Source organism: Jejuia sp. G7-7 (assembly GCF_055808955.1).
In genome coordinates, this window is record NZ_JBVVSZ010000002.1 from 281,593 (window position 1) to 302,061 (window position 20,469).

17 protein-coding genes and 2 pseudogenes are annotated in these 20,469 nt (G+C 34.1%); all 19 read right to left on the bottom strand.

Features of this window, described 5'->3' with window-relative positions:
• Nucleotides 1-7: 7 nt before the first annotated feature.
• Nucleotides 8-1,768, bottom strand: a complete 1,761-nt coding sequence (locus AC0L5U_RS11365; RefSeq protein ID WP_473416524.1) for a SusC/RagA family TonB-linked outer membrane protein — start codon at nt 1,766-1,768, stop codon at nt 8-10.
• Complete coding sequence (locus tag AC0L5U_RS11370) at nt 1,765-3,327, bottom strand: SusC/RagA family TonB-linked outer membrane protein (protein WP_473416526.1); 1,563 nt, start codon at nt 3,325-3,327, stop codon at nt 1,765-1,767. The genes AC0L5U_RS11365 and AC0L5U_RS11370 overlap by 4 nt, the downstream gene beginning before the upstream one ends.
• 174 nt (nt 3,328-3,501) lie before the next feature.
• Nucleotides 3,502-4,668 carry a FecR family protein gene (locus AC0L5U_RS11375; protein ID WP_473416527.1) on the bottom strand — a complete coding sequence of 389 codons (1,167 nt, stop codon included), beginning with the start codon at nt 4,666-4,668 and terminating at the stop codon, nt 3,502-3,504.
• A 138-nt stretch (nt 4,669-4,806) separates the two neighbouring features.
• Nucleotides 4,807-5,355: an RNA polymerase sigma-70 factor gene (locus tag AC0L5U_RS11380; protein ID WP_473416528.1), complete on the bottom strand. Its 549-nt coding sequence runs from the start codon at nt 5,353-5,355 to the stop codon at nt 4,807-4,809.
• Nucleotides 5,356-5,581: 226 nt separating this feature from the next.
• A pseudogene (locus AC0L5U_RS11385) lies at nt 5,582-6,372 on the bottom strand (SDR family oxidoreductase).
• Nucleotides 6,373-6,415: 43 nt separating this feature from the next.
• Nucleotides 6,416-7,426 (bottom strand): zinc-binding alcohol dehydrogenase family protein, encoded by a 1,011-nt coding sequence (locus AC0L5U_RS11390; protein WP_473416529.1) that lies wholly within the window; start codon nt 7,424-7,426, stop codon nt 6,416-6,418.
• 29 nt (nt 7,427-7,455) lie between these two features.
• Nucleotides 7,456-8,946 (bottom strand): alpha-L-fucosidase, encoded by a 1,491-nt coding sequence (locus tag AC0L5U_RS11395; protein ID WP_473416530.1) that lies wholly within the window; start codon nt 8,944-8,946, stop codon nt 7,456-7,458.
• A 17-nt stretch (nt 8,947-8,963) separates the two neighbouring features.
• On the bottom strand, nt 8,964-9,524 hold the full coding sequence (locus tag AC0L5U_RS11400) for a discoidin domain-containing protein (RefSeq protein WP_473418277.1): 561 nt from the start codon (nt 9,522-9,524) through the stop codon (nt 8,964-8,966).
• Nucleotides 9,510-10,432: pseudogene (locus AC0L5U_RS11405) on the bottom strand (alpha-L-fucosidase); the annotation flags it as partial. The gene AC0L5U_RS11400 and the pseudogene AC0L5U_RS11405, both read right to left, overlap by 15 nt.
• Before the next feature lie 29 nt (nt 10,433-10,461).
• Nucleotides 10,462-11,226, bottom strand: a complete 765-nt coding sequence (locus AC0L5U_RS11410) for an SDR family NAD(P)-dependent oxidoreductase (RefSeq protein WP_473416531.1) — start codon at nt 11,224-11,226, stop codon at nt 10,462-10,464.
• Between the two features lie 10 nt (nt 11,227-11,236).
• Entirely contained in the window at nt 11,237-12,427 is a 1,191-nt protein-coding gene (locus tag AC0L5U_RS11415) for a UxaA family hydrolase (protein ID WP_473416532.1), read from the bottom strand.
• Between the two features lie 2 nt (nt 12,428-12,429).
• Nucleotides 12,430-12,711 (bottom strand): UxaA family hydrolase, encoded by a 282-nt coding sequence (locus tag AC0L5U_RS11420; protein WP_473416533.1) that lies wholly within the window; start codon nt 12,709-12,711, stop codon nt 12,430-12,432.
• Between the two features lie 9 nt (nt 12,712-12,720).
• Nucleotides 12,721-13,413 carry an RraA family protein gene (locus AC0L5U_RS11425; protein ID WP_473416534.1) on the bottom strand — a complete coding sequence of 231 codons (693 nt, stop codon included), beginning with the start codon at nt 13,411-13,413 and terminating at the stop codon, nt 12,721-12,723.
• 52 nt (nt 13,414-13,465) lie between these two features.
• Complete coding sequence (locus tag AC0L5U_RS11430; protein ID WP_473416535.1) at nt 13,466-14,878, bottom strand: sugar porter family MFS transporter; 1,413 nt, start codon at nt 14,876-14,878, stop codon at nt 13,466-13,468.
• A gap of 341 nt (nt 14,879-15,219) precedes the next feature.
• The gene (locus tag AC0L5U_RS11435; protein ID WP_473416536.1) at nt 15,220-15,855 is read right to left on the bottom strand and encodes a sulfatase/phosphatase domain-containing protein; all 636 of its coding nucleotides are present in this window, start codon (nt 15,853-15,855) and stop codon (nt 15,220-15,222) included.
• Entirely contained in the window at nt 15,818-16,894 is a 1,077-nt protein-coding gene (locus tag AC0L5U_RS11440; protein ID WP_473416538.1) for a sulfatase-like hydrolase/transferase, read from the bottom strand. Before AC0L5U_RS11440 ends, AC0L5U_RS11435 begins: the two co-directional genes overlap by 38 nt.
• 160 nt (nt 16,895-17,054) lie before the next feature.
• Nucleotides 17,055-17,906 carry a hypothetical protein gene (locus tag AC0L5U_RS11445; protein WP_473416539.1) on the bottom strand — a complete coding sequence of 284 codons (852 nt, stop codon included), beginning with the start codon at nt 17,904-17,906 and terminating at the stop codon, nt 17,055-17,057.
• Between the two features lie 133 nt (nt 17,907-18,039).
• Nucleotides 18,040-19,281 carry a TonB-dependent receptor plug domain-containing protein gene (locus AC0L5U_RS11450; protein ID WP_473418278.1) on the bottom strand — a complete coding sequence of 414 codons (1,242 nt, stop codon included), beginning with the start codon at nt 19,279-19,281 and terminating at the stop codon, nt 18,040-18,042.
• The gene (locus AC0L5U_RS11455; protein ID WP_473416540.1) at nt 19,260-20,459 is read right to left on the bottom strand and encodes a TonB-dependent receptor; all 1,200 of its coding nucleotides are present in this window, start codon (nt 20,457-20,459) and stop codon (nt 19,260-19,262) included. The genes AC0L5U_RS11450 and AC0L5U_RS11455 overlap by 22 nt, the downstream gene beginning before the upstream one ends.
• Between the last annotated feature and the right edge of the window lie 10 nt (nt 20,460-20,469).

Sequence of the window (20,469 nt, forward strand, 5' to 3'; positions counted from 1 at the left end):
GTTTAAATTAGAATGAAAGATTCAAACCAATTGCATAAGTTCGACTTTGTGGATAGATAGCTCCTCCGTTAGACGAAAGATTAGCCGTTTCAGGATCAAATCCACGGTAATTAGTAAACGTATATAAATTGGTCGCATTAAAATAAATACGCAAACTATTTATACCTAATTTGTCTGAAAGGTCGCTTGAAAAGGTATATCCAAACTGCAAGTTTTTAATTCTTAAATAACTGGCGTCTTCCAGCCAAAGATCAGCTGCTATATCACTGTTAGTTGTTCCAGCGGCAGGGTATTTTCCGGCCTGGGCTACTGCAGAAAAATCATCATTAAGAATGGTTCTTCCATCCCATAGATCTTTCAAAATATTTTCAAACCCTCTTCCTCTCAAATCATTTGCAAAATTACCTCTCATATACGTCTGTTTATTTGCTTCTCCTTGGAAGAATATATTAAAATCAAATCCTTTCCAATTAAGACTGGCGTTAAAACCATAATAAAATTCAGGAATTGAATTTCCTAATATTGTCATGTCAGCAGTTGTTATTTCTCCGTCAGGTACTCCTTTTATAACATTACCATTTTCGTCCGTACTGTTAATATCTGCAACACGAATATCGCCGGGTTGCACATTGTTTCGAGAAGGGTTATTAGCAATTTCTTCATTAGATTGCCAAATTCCAAGAGTTCTGAATCCAAAATAGGAGTTGATAGCTTCTCCTTGTTCTGTTCTATAAAAGTCAGATGTTATAGGTGGTTGCCCGCCCATGTCAGTTACCTTGTTTTTATTCTGTGATATGTTAAAGCCTAAACCATAAGATAATCCAGAAGCAGTAACGTCATCAAAGTTAACAGCCAATTCCCATCCCTTGTTTTCAACTCCTCCAAGGTTAACAAACGGATATTCATTTCCCCGAGAAAATCCAGTTGATAAAGGAACAGGTAAACGCAATAACATATCGGTGGTTTTACGATTATATACATCAAATACAATATCTAATTTATTATTAAATAATCCCATATCTATACCTATATTAGATGTTGATGTTTTCTCCCATTTTATATTGGTGTTCGAAAATCCTGCTAAATAAGCTATTGGAACAACAGATTGAGAGCTTCCAATAATAGTATTGTCCGTTACATTTAAAGTAGACACCCATTGAAATGGGGGTATTTGAGAATTACCTAATGTTCCATATCCTCCACGGATTTTAAGACTTCTGATCAATTCATTATCCTTAAGGAAATTTTCTTCAGAAAGTTTCCAACCAGCAGAAAAAGATGGGAACCAACCCCAACGGTTTTCCGATGCAAAAACATAAGAGCCATCTCGTCTAATATTGGCCTGAAATAGATATTTATTATCATAACTATAATTAATACGTGCAAACTGGGATGAAATGGCTGTTTCAGCGGCTGTACCACCTACTCTCCAGTTTTCTTGAGCTACATTAAGAATTCGCAATTCATCATTGGGGAAATTCTCTCCTGAACCATTAAATCTCTTGGTATTAGTTTCTATAAGCTCAATACCAACTAAAGCATCAATAGAATGCAGTCCTATATTTTTTGAATAATTTAAGATACTGTTAAATTGCAACCTATAAAATGACTCATGATGATTAGCTAAACTTGCATTTGGAACCTGAATATTAGGAGATAATTTATCTACATCATCAACATGAAAAAATTGTAATTTCCTTCTATAGTCCTGACGCCAACCATCAGAAATCGTTCCGCTAACCGTAGATTTCCATTTAAAATCCTTCAAAAACCTAATTCTGCAAATAAATCTATCTGAGTCCTGTTTGTAATATTTATATTATCTCGTGCATTTGCTGCAATTGCTGGAGTAAAATCGTTAAGATTTAAAGTATAAGCAGTTCCTGCTGGTTCTCCTGCGGAATTATATATGGGCATTACAGGAGGAATTCGTGATGCTCCAAGAAGTAGGTTTCCATATTCAGATGTTTGATTATTTTGGGATCTTACAAATGAAAAGTTTGCACCAACTTTAAATGAATCAGATATTTTAGAGTCAAGGTTTAATCGTGCATTAATTCTAGAGAAATTATTATCTCCATCCGTTTGCCCCAGGATGCCTTCTTGCTCAAAATACCCTAAAAGTAAAGAAAATGTTGATTTTTCACTTCCTCCCGAAATAGATAAGTCGTAAGATTGAACTGGGGAAGTATTAAAAGAATAATCCAACCAATCTGTGTTGTCTGGAAGATTTTCAGGTGCTAAGTCTCCAACCCAGATAGGATTGGTGCCATTTCGGGCGGCCACAGCATTCTGATAGTCAACCCAGTCAAATTTATCTAAATATTCAACATTATTATTAGTAGCCTGCTGGACACCGTTTTCAACCTTAAGATTAACAACAATTTTTCCGGCTTTACCTCGTTTGGTTTTTATTAAGATAACCCCGTTTGCTGCTCTGTTACCATATATGGCCGCTGCTGATGCATCCTTAAGCACCGTAAGGGATTCTATTTCGTTAGCGTTTATAAGATTCATATTACCCGGAATTCCGTCCACTAATACTAAGGGAGAATTGTTCGAGTTAATAGAGCCAACTCCCCTAATTTTTATTGAGGAAGAGGCCCCAGGAGCTCCAGAAGATTGGGTAATCTGAACACCCGACATACGACCTTGTATTGCCTGACCAATGTTATTTGATGTAGTTTTTGTTATGTCTTCACTTCTTACGGTGGCTACAGACCCCGTCAAATCAGCTTTTTTGATGGTACCATAACCAACTATAACAACTTCATCTAATGAAGCTGCATCTTCTATTAAACTAATAGCAAAAGATGATTGCCCATTAACACTTATTTCTTGAGTAGAAAAACCAATATAGGACACGACTAAAATAGCATTAGCGTTCTCCAACTCCAATGAAAAATTGCCATCAAAATCAGTTTGCGTGCCATTATCTGTTCCTTTCTCAATAATATTTGCTCCTGGTAAAGGTTGTCCATTATTATCTTTTACAGAACCACTTACTACTATTTCTTGTTTTTTTACTGAGATGTTTTTTGAAATATCTTTCTCAATTAAAATAGTATTGCCCTCAGTAAGTCTAAATCGTAATTTGTTATTTGATAAACTTTGCCTTAGTAAGTTTTCAACTTCTATTTTTCCTTTTTTTAGTTGCACTTTAGGTGCATTTTTAAAAACTTTTTTGGGATAAATAAAACGAAAATCTGTCTGTCTTTTAATAATTTTAAAGACCTCATCAACAGTAACTAGTTGATCTTTGTCAATTGTAACTTTTTCTTGAGAAAAAGAATTAGGTGTGGTAAAACCAAAGACTGTTAGACTCAAAAAAAAGATAAAAGCTCTCATAATGATGATTGGTAATCGTTTCCTAAAGAAGGAACCGACATTAAGTAATTTAATTTTCATAAATTTGCTTGGTGTTAGTTAAACATTTAATTAATACAAAATAGAGGGGCGAAGTTCGATACCGTCAAATGTCAAAACTTCGTTCCCTTTTTATTATTCTAAGACTATTTTTTTACCCATAATTTTATAGTCTTTTATTATTCCAAAATTCTTAATACTGTTTAATATTTCGTCTATATCCTGTTCTTTTCCTAATACTCCATTGAACTCTTCATCTTGCACGATTCTATTTTTGTACTCTACTTCCATATCATACCAACGAGATAACACTTTCATAATATCTTTTAGTGGTTTTCCTTCAAAGCTAAAAACGCCTTCTTTCCAAGATATTTCATTATAAACATCAACCGTTTTAGATGACATCGTTTTATTTTCAAGATTAACGTCAGATTGCTGATTTGGAATTAATTGTAATTCTTCACCATTATAATCTAACATCACACTACCTTCTACTAATGTGGTATAAATATTAACTTCATCCTTATACGCTTTAATATTAAATTCCGTTCCTAAAACACGTACTTCTTGTTCGTTATTATAAACTTTAAACCCAATTCCATTATGATTTATACTAGGTGAAACATCAAAATATGCTTCACCATATATCAATTCAACTACACGAGTTTCATTTTCTTTAAAATTTACTGGATATTTTAATTGAGACTCCGAATTAAGCCAGACCTTAGTACCGTCTGATAGCATTATTTGGAACTGCCCTCCTCTAGGAATGGTTAAATAATTATAGCTTATTTCCTTAATTTTGTCTGATTTCTCGGAACCATAAACAAGTTGTTGCCCATTGCTGTTAACATTTTTATTATTAAAAGTCGTTCCTTTCTCTAAGGCCACTTGAGAACCGTCCTCTAATGTAAGTATGGCTTTATCTGTACCCGCCTCTATAATAGTATTGACAATAGTAGGCTTAATACTTTCTATTGGAGCGTTATAAAGAGTGTCTCTTAGCAAATAAAAGGTTAGAATTCCTATAACAGATGCCGCAGCTGCATAATGCCAATACCTCTTTTTATTTGGAACTGCAATTTTATTATTAACATTATTCCAATCCTTTTTCTTATCAATATTACTTATGAAATCTAAACGTTTTTTTATTTGATTTTCACCTTTAAGCTCACTAATAATATATTCTTTATCTTTTTTACTAAAAAATTCTGTTTTTTCTAAATGAATGGAATCCTCATCCTTTAAAAATGAAGCTGCTATTTGTTTTGATAATATGACGATTTTGTTGAAAAGAGACATTAAATCTATGTTTATTTAACCTAAATATATACTTACTTAACTCTATGACGACAAAATACAGTCATGGAGTTATAAAAAAGTAAAAAATAAATTTTATTAGTTTGTAATTAGTAGAATTTTAAGCTAAACACCTGGTAATTAATGCCAAATGAATGCTATTAAAGCAAAGTAATCTTTCAATATTGGTCGTAACCTTTTGTAAGCCGTTCTTTTCTGTACCTTTACGGTGTAGATAGAGATATCTAATTTTTCAGCAATTTCGGCATTAGTGAAACTTTTAAGACTTAACTTTATTATTTGTGCACACCTATTTGGAAGTGTATTAATGGCATTTTGAATAATATTAGATGTTTCAACCACAACAACCTCTCTTAAAAAAAACGATTCTGTCTCCAATAATTCAATATCATTAACTGAGAAATTTATTGTTGTTTTATAACGTTTACTTTTTAAATAATCAAGGGATTTATTTTTTACCGAAGTGTATAAAAATGATTTAACATTATTCTCATCTCTGAATTCAATCTTATTTTCCCAAACCTTAATAAATACATCTTGAACTATATCTTTGGACATGTTTCTATCTTCAACATATTTGTTCGCAAACAAGCACAAAGAATTATATAGTTTATCAAAATACACCTTATACTCTCTTAAAGTTAAACGATGCATATTTGACTTTTTCATTTCGATATCTCTTCTTTATAGATTCTAAAATTATGAAAATAATGATTCAAATAATAAACTTAATATTTTAAAAAAACAAATCTCACTAGTAGTGTTTGTAAATTTAAGAGTACAGCCATAATTTTACTATTTAAATATAGCAAAACTCATTATACACTTGCAAATAAACATTAATTTTTTTAAATACTAACTAAACCTTTTTATCACTGTATAGTTGGTGTTAAATTTATTCTGTAAGTAAAGATCGATCTAAATGCACATAACCTCCATCACAGAAAATAAATTGACCTGTAGTATGAGACGATTTATTTGAAATAGTAAATAGACACGTATTTGCTATTTCATCTGTTGTTGTCATTCTGTTTTCTAAAGGAATTTTATCAACTATTGATTTTAATAACTCCTCACCATTTTCTTGTGCTTTAATCCAATTGTCGTAAGCAGGTGTCCAGCTTTCTGCAATAATAATGGCATTAACTCGAATAGCATCTTTTATTAAATCTACCGCCCATTCTCGGGTTAAGCCTAAAACGCCTCCTTTAGCGGCCGCATAAGCAGATGTTTTTCCTTGGCCCGTAAGCGCTACTTTAGACCCAATATTTAAAATATTTCCTTTAGATTTTTTTAAATAAGGTAACGCATGTTGAACAACTAAAAAGTAACTTACCATGTTTAGTTTTAGAGAGTTCATAAATTCTTCATATGACGCATCTAAACCTACGCCATCATTTACACCTACATTATTAATAACCACATCAATTCTATTATATTTTTTAATAATAGTATCTAAGGCATTTTTTATTTGGTCGGGATTTGTAACATCAGTTTGACAGAATATAGCATCAATACCTCTTTTTTTAAGGTATCTACATACTCAAACCCTCTAGCATTTCTATCTATCACCGCTGGAATAGCTCCTTCATCTGCTAATTTTTGCAAAATAGTTTCACCAATACTACCTTTAATTCCGGCAGCACCTGAAATGACTACTATTTTTCCTTTTAAATCTAAATCCATACCAATAAATTTTAATAAAATTGCTTAATTTTTAAGCGCTACTTTAATTAAAGCTAACGGTTGCTTTAATCACACCTGTTTCTGGTTTTAGCCAGCTATCAAAATGATTTATCATTTCTGTAAAGGGTACGTTATGTGTAATAAAAGACTCTGTTGGAAATTGATTTAAAACACTAATAACATGTTCAAAATCTTCGGTAGTGGCATTTCTACTGCACATTATTGTAATTTCTTTAGCATGTATTTTGGGGTGATTATAAGTAAGTTCTCCTTTAGATAAGCCTACTAGAATAAAACGCCCGCCATGTGCCATATAATTTGGCCCTACCTCTAACGCAAATTTATTACCAGAAGCATCAAAAACAGCTGTAGCCATATCTCCATTTGTAATATCTTCAATTTGCTTAACAGGATTTTTACTTACGTTAACAGTGTAATCTACTCCAATTTTATTTTTAGCGTATTTTAAACGATCTTCATTCATATCTAATGCAATAATTTTTGCACCAGCAATTTGAGCAAGTTTCATTATACCAATTCCTATAGGTCCGCATCCTACTACAACAATAAATTCATCTTTTTTAACTGCTGCTCTCCTTATAGCGTGTGCACCAATCGCCAACGGTTCTACAATAGCCATTTGATCATTCGAGAGGTTGTTTGCAGGTAATAGAATATTTGAAGGCACCGTTATTTGTTCTTGCATACCTCCATCTGTGTGTATACCTAAAACTTCAATTTTTGTGCAGCAATTGTTTTTTTCGTTTCTGCAAGCAATACATTTACCACAACTCAAATAAGGCATAATAACAACCTTATCTCCCGCTTTAAGACCTCTTTCATTGTCTCCAATTTCTAATATTTCTGAAGCTAATTCGTGCCCTAATATTCTAGGGTAGGTGAAATAAGCTTGATGACCGCTGTAAGCATGTAAATCTGTACCACAAATACCAACTTTATTTATTTGCAACAAGGCCTCATTCTCTTTTCTTATAGGAGCTTCTTTCTCTTTCAACAAAAATTCTCCTGGTTTTTCACAAACAATATATTTCATAGTAACACCTATGTTTTTTTATTTAAAATTTAATCTACCGAAGATTTCCCCACTTCCAATTCTGCTATAATAGCACGTTTACCATTTGCTTCGAGTATTTCTAATTTAAGGTATCTTACATCTGTCTTTGGAAAAGAAACCGCTCTATATTTAGCATTGGCCTCCCATTGTTCTGAAGCTATTTCCTTGAAATCCTTATTATCATTACTTGCGTAAACTTTTACTCGAGTTACGTTCCCTTCGGCTAAAGCAGCTTCAGGCGCTGGTTTACATCTATGGTTTGGTACAATAGTAAGAACATCAATTCCCTCAACTACTTCTCCAAGGTCTATTGCAATAGTTTGTGGAAACTTTGTATCTGACTCCCAATGAAAATGGTCAGTCTTAACTTGACGTGCATCATATAAATTCTCAGATTCCCCGCTACTTGCAGTAACGTTTTGAATAGGTGCTGTAATCGCTATTTGAGGTCCTTGATTAGGTAATTTTGGTCTGGATGCATTGGGCTGCCATTTATTTCCAATTTCCTTCAGCATATCTATGAATATAGGGTCTAAACGGCCGTCTCTATTAGGCATACAATTCAACATAAAATTACAATACCTATCTTCACAATCATTAAGCTTTTTCAAGATTGTTTCAACACCATCTCCTTTTATTAAACCTTTTGAGGTTTTTTCATTCCAAAACCAACCATTACCTTTAACGCTGCAATGCCCTAAAGCAGATGCCATGGTATTATCTTCGGCTGGGTATGCTCCAAAAGGCCCTTCAAAATAAGGAATATCCATATGATAAGGTGCTTGCAAATGAGTATGGTCTGTGATTAAACAATCTGGTTGTAATTCTCTTATTAATGCTCTAATTTCATGATAGGGTACTTCTTTATGTCCCATTCTCCAAAACCATCCGTCCATTACAAAATAATCTACTTTACCGTAATTAGTAAGGAGTTCCGTAATTTGCCCTTTTATAAAATCTATTTTTTCTTCATTTATCATATTCTTTTCAACACCATTAGTGCTGTCCCAAATAGAATAATACAAACCTATGCCTAATCCTTTAGCTCTAAAAGCATCTACATATTGACGTACAATATCCTTTTTATAAGGAGTTGAGGCAACATCATAATCTGAATATTTACTATCCCAAAGTGCAAAACCTTCATGATGTTTCGTGGTTAGCAATCCAAATTTCATACCCGCAGATACTGCTGCGTCTGCCCATTGGTTACAGTCTAACTTTTGAGGATTAAAAGATTCTATAGGATAATTAGCTTCTCCCCATTCTGCACCGTAAGACATGATATTGTAACAAATAAACATTCCGAAGCGTTTTTCAATAAAAGCTTCTTTTAGGTCTTGAAGGGAATTTGATATTAAGGCGTTTGCCTTTTCAGAAGTTTCAGGGTTTACAGGTATTTTATCTGCTTTTGAATCTTTACACATGTACATTGAAAGTAATACACATGCACTTAGAATACATTTAGCGACAAGTTTTATAAATCTTTTTGGTTTCATGTCTTTTATTTTTTTGATTAATATGTGGTTCTACCCACTTCAAGTTCGTTAATTATAGCTGATGGCCCATTAGCATCAAGAATTTCTAATTTTAAATACCGGGCATCAGTTTTATTGAAACCCATAGCCCTATATTTCGCATTTGGTTCCCAAATTTGATGACCAACTTCTGTAAAGTTTACTTTATCATTACTAGCGTATATTTTGCATTTGGTAACATTACCTTCGGCGAGTGCAATTTGTGGTGGTGGTTCGCTCCTGTGGTTTTGAACAATTATTAAAATATCCAAATCTTTTTGCTCTTTTCCCAAATCCATAACAATTGTTTGTGGGTAACTAGGTGCTGATTCCCAGACATTAAAATTGCCTCCCTGTATCTGTCTGCTGTCAATTAGGAAATCAGCATTTCCACTACTGGCACTCACAGATTCTATAGGTACTGAAACCGCTACTTGTACTTTATCGTTCGGTAATGATTTTCTGTTCTCGTCAGGTTGCCATTTTTTACCAATCTCAGCTAGCATATCAATGTAGATGGTATCTAAAAGACCATCTCTGTTAGGCATGCAATTCAACATAAAATTACAATATCTGCTTTCGCAAGTTTTTAATTTTTCAACCACTACATCTACACCATCGTTAGGTTTCATGCCATTGGGTGTTTCTTCGTTCCAGAACCAACCATTACCTTTAAGACTACAATGCCCTAGAGTTGTAGCCATTGCATTATCCTCAGGCGGATATGCTCCCAGAGGCCCTTCAAAATATGGAATTTCCATGTGGTATGGTGCTTCTAAATGCGTATGGTCTGTAATTAAACATTCAGGTTGTAGTTCCCTTATTAAATCCCTAATCTCATGATATGGTACTTCTTTATGCCCCATGCGCCAAAACCAACCATCGATTACTAAATAATCTATTTTACCATAATTGGTTAGAAGCTCTGTTAGTTGTCCTTTGATAAAATCAAGCTTTTTAGCATCAATACTGCCTTTTACCACATCATGCGTGCTATCCCAAATGGAGTAATATAAACCTATACCCAGATTTTTTTCCGAAACGCATCCACATACTGCTGCACAATATCTTTTTTATAGGGTGTGGATGCCACGTCATAATCGGTATACTTGCTATCCCATAAGCAAAACCCCTCATGATGTTTGGTTGTTAGAAGCCCATATTGCATGCCTGCAGAAACTGCTGCATCTGCCCATTGATTACAATCTAATTGTTGTGGATTAAAAGATTCTATCGGGTAATCTGCCTCTCCCCAATATGCCCCATACGACATAATGTTATAACAGATGAACATCCCAAAGCGTTGATCAATAAATTCACTTTGCAATTGATGCAGTGTTTTTACTGTTTTAGAAACTTCATCACTGGATACACTAGTTCTTGATTTTTTACAATTTACCAAACAAAATAAAATCATAACAGTTACCAATCCAGTAACTATTTTTTTAGGTGTGGATTTTGTTTTCATGTGTGCTATATCATTAAATTAATATTCGTTTAGAATCCTACTGCTGCACCACCATCAACTGGTAACAATACCCCGTTAATATAAGCTGAAGCATCTGAAGCTAAAAAAATGGCCGTATTTCCAATGTCTTCAGGTTGCCCAAAATGTTTGAATGGAATTCGGTTCAAAATTTTATTTTTTCGCTCCGCATCTCCATCTAATGCTTTGTGTAACATTTTAGACTCTATCCAACCTGGAGCGATAGAATTAACGCGAATACCATCAACAGCACTATCTGCTAAAAGTCCTCGCATTAAGCCTAACATACCTGTTTTGGCACTGGTATAAGCTACAACTTGGGTCATTGCCATAATTCCAGTCATGGAACTTATCATAATCACCGACCCTTTGATGCTATTGCGTTTCATGGATTCCATAACCTCTCTACTCAGCGTAAAGGAACTTAGTAAATGGGTTTGAATAACGCTTAAAAAGCCCTTGTCTGTAGTTTTTGAAGCTGGCGCCTTCAGGTGGATTCCTGCATTATTCACCAAAATATGGATAGGTCCATGAGCAGTTTCCATATCAGCAACCAAAGCTTTCATGCCTGATTGATTGGTAATATCAAAAACGTAATATGCCGAATTTTCACCAAGCTGTTCGCAAGCTTTTTGAAGTGTACTTTCTGTTCTTCCAATAATAATTACTTTTCCTCCAGCTTCAACATAAGATTTGGCAATACCTAAACCAATACCCGAACCACCACCTGTAATTACGGCTGTTTTGCCTTTTAAACTGAATTGTGATAAATTCATTCTATTTCTTTTATCCTGGTAAACAACCAGGTTCTAATTCATTAAACTTTTTGTAGGCCAGTTGAAATTCTTGATGCAATAATGCCTCAGATTTAGATAATTCGCCGTTTCCTATTCGGATGATACATTGCTCTAATTCTTCTGCAACATCATTTAAAGTTGTATCCCCTTTCAAAATTTTACCAGCGTCAATATCCATATCTTCTTCAAGGTTTTTATAGGTTTCTGGATTTGCGCAGATTTTTATAACTGGTGCCACCGCAGAGCCTACAACAGAGCCTCTTCCTGTTGAAAATAGCACCACATGCGAACCACATGCGATTAATTCTGCTATTTCAGCATTGTCATTTGCGTTAGGCCATCCAAACATAGGGTCGCCATCTGGAACTACATCCAATAAATACAATCCTTTAGTGGGAGGTTGAATGGTTGGTTTTATAATACCGTTTATTTGTGAATTACCACTTTTACTGTAAGCACCCATAGACTTTTCTTCAATAGTAGACAATCCTCCTTTGGCATTGCCATCGGAAAAACTTCCAAATCCCATTTTTGTGTAATAGTCTCTCGCTTTATCTACTACTTGAACAAGCTGAGTGGCCAATTGGGGTGATGCAGCACGTTCTGCCATAATATGTTCGCACCCAATTAGTTCGCCTGTTTCTTCAAAAATAGCTGTGGCACCTTGTTGCAAAATACTATCAAAAACCTTACCTATTACCGGGTTTGCTGTAATGCCACTTGTAGCGTCAGAACCTCCGCAAATTGTTCCCACAATGAGTTCATCCAAACTCATTTCCACAGTAGGTTGATTTTGAAGTAAAACTAATTGTTCCTCAATCCATTGTCTTCCTAAATCTATAGATGTTCTAGTTCCTTTAGACTGTTGAATGGTTATGGTTTTTACTGGTCTTCCAGAAGCAATAATATGTTTTTCTAAAGCTTCTTTATTTAAGTTTTCACAGCCTAAAGACATAATAAGTACAGCACCAACATTGGGATGTGTACATAGTGCCTCCATCATATCATTGGCATAATCGTTGGGCGCACACCCATGAAACCCGATTACATGTACACCTTTATCACGGTATGGATACTGAATTTCCCGTGCTACGTGATGAGCACATTCTACCGTATATGCGACCAAAGCATAGTTTCGAATGCCTTTTTTGCCATCTTGCCTTAAATACCCTTTTAACATGGTTACTTCGAAAATTGTTTAACGTATAAGCTTTCCATATTATGAATATGTATATGTTCCCCACAATTTATAGCTTTGGTAGCTTTTCCTATGGGCACACCGTATTTTATAATTTTATCGTCAGCCAAAATGTTTTTTAAAGCTACTTTATGGCCAAATTCAATATTTGACTGTATGTCAATTATTTTGCCATCAAGTTGTATAGTTTCTCCCAAACTTAGATTTGAAATGGCAACACCAACATTATCGCTTGGGTTGAGTACAATAAGTTTATTTACAGACATTCTCTAAAATTACATAATTCCAAACGTATCAAACGCTTCAACCGTACTCATTCCATTTTCTAATGCTTTTTGAACAGTTTTCTCACCTCTTGCCTTTTCTAAAGCTAGTGAAAAAGCTTCATTAACCGCATTTTCTGGAATAATTACCACCCCATCTCTATCACCATAAACCACATCTCCAGGGTTAACGGGTATGCCCCCAAATTCAATAGGTAACCCATAATCGATTACCTTACCTCTAGGGCCTTGGTCTTGAGCAAAAGTTCCTGCTGAAAAGGTTGGAAATTCCAATCTTAAAATTTCGTTAGTATCCCTTGAATACCCATTGACAACAGCTCCAGCTGCATTTAATTTCATAGCCCTTGTACTCATTAATCCACCCCATAATGCATAATTATATGAAGACCCTGAGCAGATATATACTTCGTTTTGCTTTAAACTATCTAAAGCACTAAACATAATCCCAAAAGGTTTAGCCATAATAGGGTTTGCTGTACCTTCTAATTTTTCCGAAAAAACATCAGCCTCTAGTACGGGCATTGCTCTACCAATCACAATCATTTCTGTGTTTAACGGCTTAATTTGTTGTGGTAAAAACTGGTGCAACAGTCCCATTTTATCCATTACGTCTCCTACCAACGCAACAAAAAGCTCTTTCTTTGCGAGTTTAAATAACTCACTATCATCTTTCCAAAGATTCATCTTTCAATTATTTATTATCAAATTAAATATTATTATCTAAAACTATATGGGCTTAATCTTTCAACCAAGACCGTTCAATATCTTCAATAGTCCTTCCTTTGGTTTCGGGCATTAAAAATTTCACAACCAGTAAGAGCAACACTAATTCTGCGGCAAAGAAAAAGTAAATAGTTCCTGGTTTTGTTGCCGCCTCTATGATAGGGAACACCTGTGCTACCAAAGCACTAGTTATCCAAATGCAAACTGTAGCCAGCGCTATGGCTTTTCCCCTTACTTGATTTGGAAAAATCTCAGAAACAATTACAAACTTCACAGGTCCTATGGCACAGGCAAAAAACGCTACAAACGCATTTATAGCAATAACAATTGGCCATCCTGTAGATTCTTTCATAAACAATATCCCTATGGCAATATGCGACAATAAAGCACCTATTGCACCGACTGCAAGTAATTTACGCCTTCCTGCAGAATCCACAAAAGCTAGAGCAAAAATTGTAGCGACAAGATTTACCAAAGCAATACTTGCAAAACCACCTAAAGAGCCTCCTAAATCGAACCCTGCTTTTTCAAAAATTTGTGGTCCATAATAAAACACAACAGATACGCCACAGGCTTCTGACAGAATACAAATTAAAACCGCTAAAATTAACGGTTTACGAAGACGTCCTTTAAAAAGATTAGAGAATTTTACGGAAGACTCAATAGCTAGAGCATCCTCTATTTCAGCTCTTATTTCCTTAGCCCTTAAAGTACCGTTTATTCTAGCTAAAATGCTTTCTGCTTGATTACCCTTATTTTCTTTTACCAGCCATCTAGGGCTTTCCGGTATAAAAAAGGCGCATACTAAAAACAATACGCCTGGGAACGCTTCTGCCATAAACATAGCGCGCCAATTTTCATCTACTGCAAACCATTTTAAAAATGGAGATACTGTTGTTGATGTGGCATTATTTGTCGCAAAGTTGAAAATACCATAATTTGCAAATACACACATTACAATTCCTATGGTTATAGTGAGTTGAAAGAGTGTCACCATACGGCCTCGATACTTCTCTGGGGCGACTTCAGAAATATATAGCGGGCAAACCATAGTTGCTGCTCCAATACCCAACCCACCTAAAAGCCGTGCTAAAATCAAATTTGTAGGATTGGGCGCAAAACCACTCCAAGTTGCAGAAACAAATATTAGAACAGATGAAATTAGTAAAGTACGCTTTCTTCCGTAAGCATCAGAAAATGGGCCTGCAATACCTGAACCAATCGCACAACCCCAAAGTACACAACTTACGTAAAAACCTAACTGAGCATTAGTAAAAGAAAATTGTTCTACTACCTGTGAATTTGTTCCCGAAACAACGACGGCATCGTAACCAAAAAGTAGCCCTCCACAGGCGGCTACAATACAAATAAAGTACAAATAAGTATTAGCTCCCTTTTCTTTGGTATTCTCGATTATTCTACTCATATATTAGTTTTCTTTTATTTCATTGCCATGTAGTTTGTATTAAGGCTCAGTAAGTGGAAGTTTTCCTCTAGCCGAAACTTCTATATGGTTACATAAAAAATTTAATTCTTGAAATACTTTTTAAATAAATTGAGAGCAGACTTCTCAAATTTATTTAGTTTAATTGGTTGTTCAAATGTATTAAATCAATTGATGGCTTTATATCTCTAGAATATCTATAAATTTCTCTAAACTACCCTAAAATACTATTTTTCTCTAGTATTATGGAATATTTAGCGTTACTGCAATATAATTATCCATTCATAAGTTTACGTTTCCAAAATGTTTAACAACCATATGCGCTAATGCCCACCGTCTGGATGGCTATCGTTTGTATATCTGAGGACCATTGGTTTACCTGTCCCCCTAGCATTAATAATTTCAGTTTTCCAGACTTTTCTTAGTTCTTCCAATTTTGATTGATATTTCTTATTTGTAGCTAAATTTATCAATTCATCAGGATCGCTTTCTAAGTGATATAATTCCTCGTAAACTGGCTGTTCACCCTCCAATGGAGCTTCTATATAATTTCTATAAATCGCAATATCAGGATCGTGTACTGCATATAACATTTTATTTACTGGTAGCCCCAATGTTTTTGCAACCTCAATTTTTTTTGCAGCTGAAAAATTATTGTTTTTATAATACCTAATATACTTCCATTCTTTATTTTGAACCGCTTCACATCTTGGGTTTCCAAATTGCGTGGACCATAAATTTTCTGTAAAAACATAATTTCTAACAGAAACATCTGTATGGGTAAGTAGTTTTGAAATGTCTTTTCCCTGAAAGTTTTTAGGTGCCTGAATTCCAGAATAAGAAAGCATGGTAGGTGCAATGTCTATACTTTGTACCAAAGCATCATTGATTTTACCTCTGTATTTCTTTTTCAATTTGGGATCAAAAACAATCATTGGAATATGGGTCGTCTTTTTCATAACACAATGCTTTACCACCCAAACCTTGTTCTCCCATAAACAAACCATGATCTGAAGTGAAAATAATAATTGTGTTTTTATGTAAGTTTAATTCTTTAAGCTTCACTCTCAGATCCCCAATCATTCTGTCAATACCAGTCATGGCTTGCATTTGCCGGATTATGCGTTCTTTGTTAGTCTTTGGCGTATCTACATAATTATAGCCTGTTTGTCTATCTTCAATCCTTAACAGGTGAGATGGTAATTTTGGCATTTTTATATCACTTTTAACCATATAATTATTTGGCATAGGAATATCTACATCTCTGTATAGCTCTTTATATATATCATCATCTTCAGGTCTCATTTGCATAGTACCAACACCAGCATCATGGGGTAAATTAAAGTTAATAGACAACAAAAAAGGCTTATTCTCTGGTCTATTTTCTAGAAATGTAATGGCTCCTTTCAATTTTCTTTCATTTGGATCTAAAAAATCATTGATACCTTCCTCAATAATTTCAACTTGCGTGCTAGAAATGGCATCGTTAAAAATAGCGTGCACCTCTTTAGGATAAAAACGGATATGCCCATGTCCAGCATACCAATAATCAAAACTTTTTTCCATTACTCCGCTGAGATAACCTCCTTCTCCTATTGGTGCATGATTTTTACCAATCCAACCTGTATAGTAACCCTCACGTCTCATAATCATAGGATAAGATTGCTCCCATGCCTCATTCGAAACACTCGTTCCTGAATTAAAATTAACACCATGTTTGCGCTCAAACTGACTTAACAGAATTGAAACTCTACTGGGCGTACATATTGCACTCGTAATGTGTGCATTTGTAAAAAGCGTACCTTCCTTTGCCAGTTGGTCTAAATTAGGAGTTTGCACAAGTGTATTACCATCGCACCCCATCAAGCCGTAAGATTGGTCATCTGTTAAAATGAATACTATGTTTGGACGCTCTTGCGCATAAAGCTTTGTTACTGACAAAATGACCAGCAAACCAACACATAAACAATGAGTTAATTTTAAATTATCTTTTCTCATTTTATTCGTATTAAAAATTAGTCTTTACTAAAATTATAACTAAAACTCCAACTGAAAGATTCATTAGGCTCAATATTCATAAACACCATGGGTTCTGGACAGTAGGCTATGTTCCAAGCATACAAATAAAAGAACCCAGGCACAGTATCATAAGTAACCTTTACAGCTGTTTTACTTTTTTGTTGGATAGGGTAAAGTGCTTTGCGCCATTGGTTTCAATAATACCTTGCACTACTACATCATCTTTAAGTTCATTTTTTAACAACAAACTATTCTTCTTAAAATTTGCCAACTCACCAAAATCTGATTTTGGTTCAATTTCATTCGGAAAACTTAATACATAATTACCCCCAATGGTATCATTATCAAACTTAAAATAGTTATGGCAATATGGATTGGTTTTAATGGTTTTCTCGCCTATATTTTTCAACTCATGCCCCACTCTTATTTCTGGTTTAGTACCGTGAATGGATATGGTTTTTGTATAGGTATAGGCATAACCAAAATCAGTCTTTAGCTTATGTGTAAATGCTATTTCATTATCTTTTTTGGTGGTGGTCCACTCACCAATATCTAAAATTTTATACGGGTATTCCCAGTGATATGCCGTGTCCTTGGCCTTCTCTAAGATACCAACACCTACTTTTACAAAAGGTCGTCCTACTAGGGCTTCTTTGTAGCCCAAAGGCGCCCTAAATTCTTCGGCTGTACCAGTTGCTAATCCAGGGTTTGTTGGATCATGGCTTGTACTGGGGTGTTCAAAATCATTATCTTCCAAATTCTTAAAATAGGTATGATTATCATATGTTACCTGTGCAATAATCCCAAACCAATCGAACCTTACACCACGATAATAACCATCCATTTTATTGGGCAATAAAATGATGACTTCAAGTGAATCATTTTTTAATGTTGTGTGAGGATATTTTGGAGCTTGCGCATACACAAAATAATTTATACAAAATACGATTACTATATAAAATAATACCGATACAATATTTCGAAGTTTCATTTAAAGGTTTTTAGTATTATCGCGAATTGTGATTTAAAGGTCAAAAATTAGACATACTATATGTAATCTGCAAATTGTTTCATCTGTAAAAAAATGAGATATAAATTATACTGGAAATACTTTTATTTTTAATCTATTGGAATGTGAAATTATAGGTTAAAGATAATAAAGGACTATTTAAGGCTGAAAGCTGAAACGAGCCTAAGGGACTATCACTAAAAACAGTTGAATTGAATCTTTCTCCTGTACGCTGTGTATAATAAATATTAAAAGGATTTTTTCTACTGTAGACATTATAAATCGTAAATGTCCAATCATTTTTCCACCTTTTATTATTTTTACTGCCACTAAAATGAACATTCCAAGAAAGATCTAAACGATGATATAATGGAAGACGCGCATTATTCCGATCAATAAAAACGGGAACATCTATATCATCCACTTGCACCACAGCATTAGCAACCGTATATGGCCTACCAGTTTGACCAGTAAAGTTAAAACTAAAGGTATTGTATTCATCACCTTCTAAATTAATAGTAGCATTAACAACATGTGTCCTATCAAAATCTGATGGATACCATTGGTTATTATTAACCCTATCTCCTAAATTTTCGTTGGAGGACTTTAATCGACTTCTAGACCATGTGTAATTTATCCAACCATTAATATCGCCTTGAGGTTTTTTTAAACTAAACTCTAAGCCATAAGCTTTGCCAATACCCTGAACAACATCTCGCTCTAAATATTCTTGAAGAAAAAAGTCGGCACCTGGTTTATAGCTTAATACATTTTTTGTATCTCTAAAATAACCTTCTAACCCCATAGTAAACATTCTATCATCTTCTCTAAAATTATGATAAAAGCCTAAACCATAAGTTTCGCCCCTTTGCGGTTTAATATTGGTGTCGGACATTTTCCAGCGCGAAGTGGGTATAGGCGTTGTGCTGTTATATACATTTTGAAGGTATTGGTTTATTATAGCATAGCTAGCTTTAACGGATGTTTTATCATTTAACTTGTAAGAAAGCCCTAATCTAGGTTCAAAATCATCATATGATTTTACTAAATCTCCTGTTTCAAATGCTTTAGTATCTAAAATTGTTTCTCCTGTTTCATCGAAACTTGCAAAAGTATATGGTCCTACCAACATAAAATGATTATAACGTAACCCTGCTGATAAAGACAAATTGGCTGAAGGAGACCAATTGGCATTTAAGTATCCTGATAACTCATAACTGGTTTCAGAATTTAACGATACTGGAAGTACACTATCTGCGCTACCAGGATTTAAGTTACCTGGTACAATTTTATATTTATTAACCTGTATTCCAGCATAATAATCAAATTCATTGTTTACATTTTTTTTAATTCTGATATAAGGCTTAAATAATTTATTCTAGATTGAAATCTAATTTTATTATTATTCTCAAATTCAGGAAAAATAATCTGCGGCGTGTATTTACTACGTACTAAAATTGTTTTTAAACTCGTTTTAGCATCAAATGCATGTTGCCAATTAAGTGTTCCATTAAGCATTCCAAAATCATACTGATTACTTTTTGCATTTACATTTTGTACTTTGGTTATTAAATCTAATTGGTAAAAGTCCTTACTATAAAATCCTGTAAAGGTAAATTGGTCTTTATCTGTAGGTAAATACATTAATTTAACTGTTGCATCTCCAAATTTTGCTTTTGTGTTCTTTAATCGTTCAGAAAAAACAGGTAGTAAAAAATCTGTTAAACCAGCTCTAACACCTGCAACAACTGTTAATTTATCTTTTATTAGTGGTGTTTCAACAGTTAAGCGAGTAGATACCAAACCTATACCACCACTCAACTTAAATTTGTCTACATAAGGGTTTTTTACTTTAACATCTAAAACTGAAGCCACTCTACCTCCATATCTAGAAGGAATATTTGCTCTATATAAATCTACAGATGATAGTACATCTGGCGTAAAAACTGAAAAAAGACCAAATAAATGTGTGGGATTAAATACTGGGGCATAATCATATAAAATAAGATTTTGATCGAGGGACCCTCCTCTAACCGAAAGCCCATTACTTACATCGCCTGCATTATTAACTCCCGCTAACAATGTAACGCCTTTTAGTACATCAATCTCCCCCAATGCTGAAGGCAATTTTTTGATTTCTTCAGCCTTTAGTTGTATCGCCCCCATTTGTGGGGTATCTATATTATCATTTACCTTTTTTGCTCTTAGTATTATTTCTGATAATTGTTCTTTAGTTTCTTCTAAAGCAACATTAAAAAGCATATTTTTATCCAACACCACCTTTTGATTATAGGATTTAAACCCCACATAAGTAATACTTAAATTATAGTTACCTCTTGGTAAATTTATTTTAAAATATCCATTTTTATCGGTAACTCCTCCACAACTACAGGGCGTAATATATATTTGAGTGAACTCTAAATTTTCGTTAGCACTTGCTGTCTTAACTTTTATGGACAGCTGGAATGTATCAGATTGTGCTTTAACACTATAAATTGATAGTATTGATAAAAAAAGAATTAAAAGTTGTTTCATAAAAATGTAA